Genomic DNA, 4,028 nt, shown 5'->3' on the forward strand with positions numbered 1-4,028 from the left:
GCGCCGGTTCAAAACGCTGCGTGATTTCGTCAATCAATCCTTCTCTACCATCGTCCGTGAACACATCTGGATACGCGATGTAGCCATTGTCATGAAAAGAGTCGATATCCGCCTGCGACGGACCAGATAACCGGAAAAGTGAATCAAGTGTCATAGGTGTTTCCATAGTTTTTGTAATCTCCTTACATCCGACTGTGCCCATCTTGTTTAAACTTCTCCAACAACGCCGTCAACCGGTCTACAATCTCTGGGTGTTTGTTCCACAGATTGTTTGTTTCGCTCGGATCTTCGTAAATTTGATACAGTTGCCCGGGGACATCCGATTTCGGAGCTCCATCGCGCGGTGGAGGCCAGCCGCCTCTCGCCGTGTCGAATAGAAAAAACACCCGTGCTGGAGTGATGCACGATAGCCTCCCGCAACGGATGCTCTATCTCTTCATCTAACAGCGCAGGCAGGACATTACAGCTGTCCTGTCCCGCATCATCGGGGGCTTCTGTTCCAACAATAGCTGCACACGTCGCCATCAGATCCGTGAGACAGGTTAGTGCGTCAGTTTGCGTATTGGGTGCGATGACCCCTGGCCAGCGGGCAATCAGAGGCTCACGATGTCCACCTTCCCAGATATGTGCCTTATAGCCGCGCCAATCGCCACATGACTTATGATCATAGAGGTGATACGGCATTGGACTATTGTCGCCTTGGATTCGATCGCCGGGCAAGGCACCGTTATCGCTCGTAACGAAAATAAGCGTCTCATCGGTTTTGCCAGTCCGCGCTAATGCATCCATCACCTCACCGACCATCCAATCGACAAGCCACACCAGATCGCCGCGAGGCCCCGCACTACTTTTGCCACGTGCGAAATCGGGGACGACTGCTTCTGTGCAAGGTTCATGCGGTGCGGAAGGTGTCAGATAGAGAAAGAAGGGAGCATCGGCATCGGTTTGCCCTTCAATATATTCAACCGCCTTCTGCGCAATAATCGGGTCGGCATCTTTATGTTCCCATCCGGGTACCATCATTCCGGGACGGCTCGTAAACTCTGGCACTTCATGATAGACGTTCGGAATCTCGACAAAGGTATCGTTCTCAATAAAGCCGTAAGGGGGTTGACAGGTCGGACAACCGGCATTCCCATAGAAGTAGTCAAAACCGAGATCTATTGGACCACCGGTTAGGGGTGCCGTGAAGTTGATATGTTCTTCCAACTCGCGTCCTGCGTTCTGCCACGGCAGCGGCGCATTAAAATCGAAATCGTATCCCGGTGTTGTCGAAAATTCGAGCCCTAAATGCCATTTACCGACGCATGCAGTGTTGTAACCCGCATCTTTCAGCAATCGAGGAACCGTTAAGCGTTCGGGTTCGATGAGCGGAGGCTCATATCCGTAAAGCACACCGTGTTTGAGGCGGCTCCGCCAGCAGTATTGTCCTGTTAAGACCCCGTATCGTGTCGGTGTACAGACTGCAGAGGGGGAGTGTGCATCGGTAAAGCGAATTCCCTCCTGCGCGAGTTTATCCATATTCGGCGTCGGAATCTTTGAATTGGGATTATAGCAGCCGACATCACCGTATCCCATGTCGTCTGCCATGATAAAGACAATATTTGGAGAACTCTGTGTATCCATTTTTTTAATTTACCTTGCGGTTCGGTCAGTTGGGTTTAGACTTTTATCTCCCTCTCCGTAGATCCGCCTGCGCCGTTGTTGCAGGCTTGGTTTTCTCATTGATTCCGTAAAGTGTATAGCGATTATAGGCACGCCTACTGTATTTTCGTCTTTAATTCAGCGAGGTCCTTGTCGAGTGATGCCTCTTCGGCATAGCTCGAAAATTCGCGCTCTAATTTTGCATCCTGATACGCAACATCCACCTCAGCCGCCGTTTTCGCCAAGGTGGCTGCCTCCGTCGCGTCCTGATCCATCTTCGTAAGCGTTTCAAACGCTTTACTGTCCTGTATCTCTTTCAACATCTCGCGGAGATGTGCTTCGGCATCAACGTTCCTGTGTTTCGCAACGACGGCTGTCTTTTTCCCCTCCGCTTCCATCATTTTCTGCTGTAGATGCTCAAGGAGATCACTGAGGTCCCGGACGATTTGTTTCTGATCTCCCCACTGCGTTTTGTATTGATCCGCTAACCGTCGGTATTCGTTTCGTTTTTCCAAATCTTCGCGTGCCAAATCCTCGCGTCCGGCTTTAAGGGTAATGAGTGCGCGCGCTTGCCACTGTTCTGCTTGGGCAATCGCTTCTTCATAAGCGTCTTGAAACTGTTTTTCAACCCCAATAGAGGCAGCAACCTTCTCTCGTGCCGCTGAAAGCCGGTTTTTCATCTCAACGATGACGCTCTCTAAAACACTCTCCGGATCTTCAGTTTCAACCTCAGTCTGTTCCGATTCTGGCTCATATTGCACAACGACTGTCTCCGCGAACTTATCTCCAAGCCGTTGCTGATTTTTCCCAAGGAACCAGAGTAAATCAAAGGGTTGAAAGATACCCGCGAATCGGCGAACGAAAGCATCTTTGAAATTACACGGTTTACCGTCTTTCAAACGAAGCACTTGTAGTGACAATAACTTTTTACCTATTCCTTGCCCCTTCCTAAAGCCATCCATAAAAAATAGCCCGAATATCCACAAGGCAGCACTGAACAAACCAGCAAAGATGCTGAGTCCAACCCCAGTTAACAATGACTTTGGTACATCAAGGACGCTTTCACTGAGAAACAGAATCGCTACAACCGATAAAAGGAGTCCGAAAACTGATTGCACGGCACCTAAGATCGCAATATCTATAAAGAGCGCGTATAACCGTGCCATTCGGGATGCCAGTTTAAATTTTTTCCCTGCTATTTCAATAAACTTCATCTTCATATCCTAAAAATCTTTTTGTGTTTGTACCGCACATTCGATGAACTATCACTTCTGTAATTTCGTCTTTAATTCAGCGATGTCCTTGTCAATCAATGCCTCTTCAGCATAACTCGAAAATTCACGCTCTAATTTCATATCCTGATATGGGACATCCATTTCAGCCGCCGCTTTCGCCAAAGTGGCGGCTTCAGTCGCATCCTGATCCATCTGCACAAGTGTTTCAAGGGCTTTACTGTTCTGTATCTCTTTCAGCATCTCGCGAAGATGTACTTCAGCATCAACATTCCTATGTTTCGCGACGACGGTGGCTTTCTCTCCTTCCGCCTCCATCATTTTCTGCTGAAAATGCTCAAGGAGATCATTGAGATTTCGGACTATCTGTTTCTGATCTTCCCATTGGTTTTTATATTGATCCGCTAACCGTCGATATTCGTTTCGTTTTTCCAAATCTTCACGCGCCAAATCTTCACGTCCTGCTTCGAGAGAGATAACAGCGCGTTCTTGCCACTGCTCCGCTTGGGAAACCGCATTTTCATAAGCATCCTGAAATTGTTTTTCAACACCGATAGAAGCATTAACCTTCTCGCGTGCTTCCGCAAGCCGGTTTTTCATCTCAACGATAACACCCTCTAAAACCCGCTCTGGGTCTTCGGTTTCAACCTCAGTTTGCTCCGATTCCGGTTCAAACTTCACAACAACTGTCTCTGCGAATTTATCCCCCATCCGCTGTCGTTTTTTTCCAAGTGTCCAGAAGGAATCCAACGGTTGAAATCTTTGAAACTACACGGTTTACCATCTTTCAATCTCAGCACCTGTAAGGACAGCAGTTTCTTGCCAAGTCCCTGTCCATTTTTGAAACCGTCCATGAGAGACATACCGACTGCCCACAAAGCGATACCACTCAAGGCGAAAGTAGCCGGATTATTATTTGCCAACGGTCCCAAAAGAAAAACTAAAAGCACTTGCGCGAGAACCAACGCGCGTATTGGCAGTTTAGTTTTCGGTCCTAATATCCACAATAGAGCACTGAGTAATCCAATCTGAAGACCGAAACCCACTGGTTCGAGAAGAAGGAACAAAACCAATAGGATACTCGCTAAGAGCATTCCATCAATGAAAAACGCAAATAAGCGCGCGAATCGAGACCCTAATCTGAATTTTTTA

The 4,028-nt window shown here is 48.0% G+C and carries 4 protein-coding genes; all 4 read right to left on the reverse strand.

Annotated features, from left to right (window positions below; genetic code table 11):
• Nucleotides 1-207 precede the first annotated feature (207 nt).
• Nucleotides 208-1,626, reverse strand: a complete 1,419-nt coding sequence (locus tag J4G07_16130) for an arylsulfatase (protein ID MCE2415518.1) — start codon at nucleotides 1,624-1,626, stop codon at nucleotides 208-210.
• A gap of 134 nt (nucleotides 1,627-1,760) precedes the next feature.
• The gene (locus J4G07_16135) at nucleotides 1,761-2,858 is read right to left on the reverse strand and encodes a PspA/IM30 family protein (GenBank protein ID MCE2415519.1); all 1,098 of its coding nucleotides are present in this window, start codon (nucleotides 2,856-2,858) and stop codon (nucleotides 1,761-1,763) included.
• A gap of 51 nt (nucleotides 2,859-2,909) precedes the next feature.
• A complete protein-coding gene (locus J4G07_16140) occupies nucleotides 2,910-3,587 on the reverse strand; it encodes a PspA/IM30 family protein (GenBank protein MCE2415520.1) in 678 nt (225 codons plus the stop codon).
• Nucleotides 3,554-4,028, reverse strand: a 475-nt coding sequence (locus tag J4G07_16145) for an RDD family protein (protein ID MCE2415521.1), incomplete at its 5' end; no start/stop codon positions are given. The genes J4G07_16140 and J4G07_16145, both read right to left, overlap by 34 nt.

This window comes from Candidatus Poribacteria bacterium (assembly GCA_021295715.1).
In the GTDB taxonomy this organism is placed as follows: Bacteria; Poribacteria; WGA-4E; order WGA-4E; family WGA-3G; genus WGA-3G.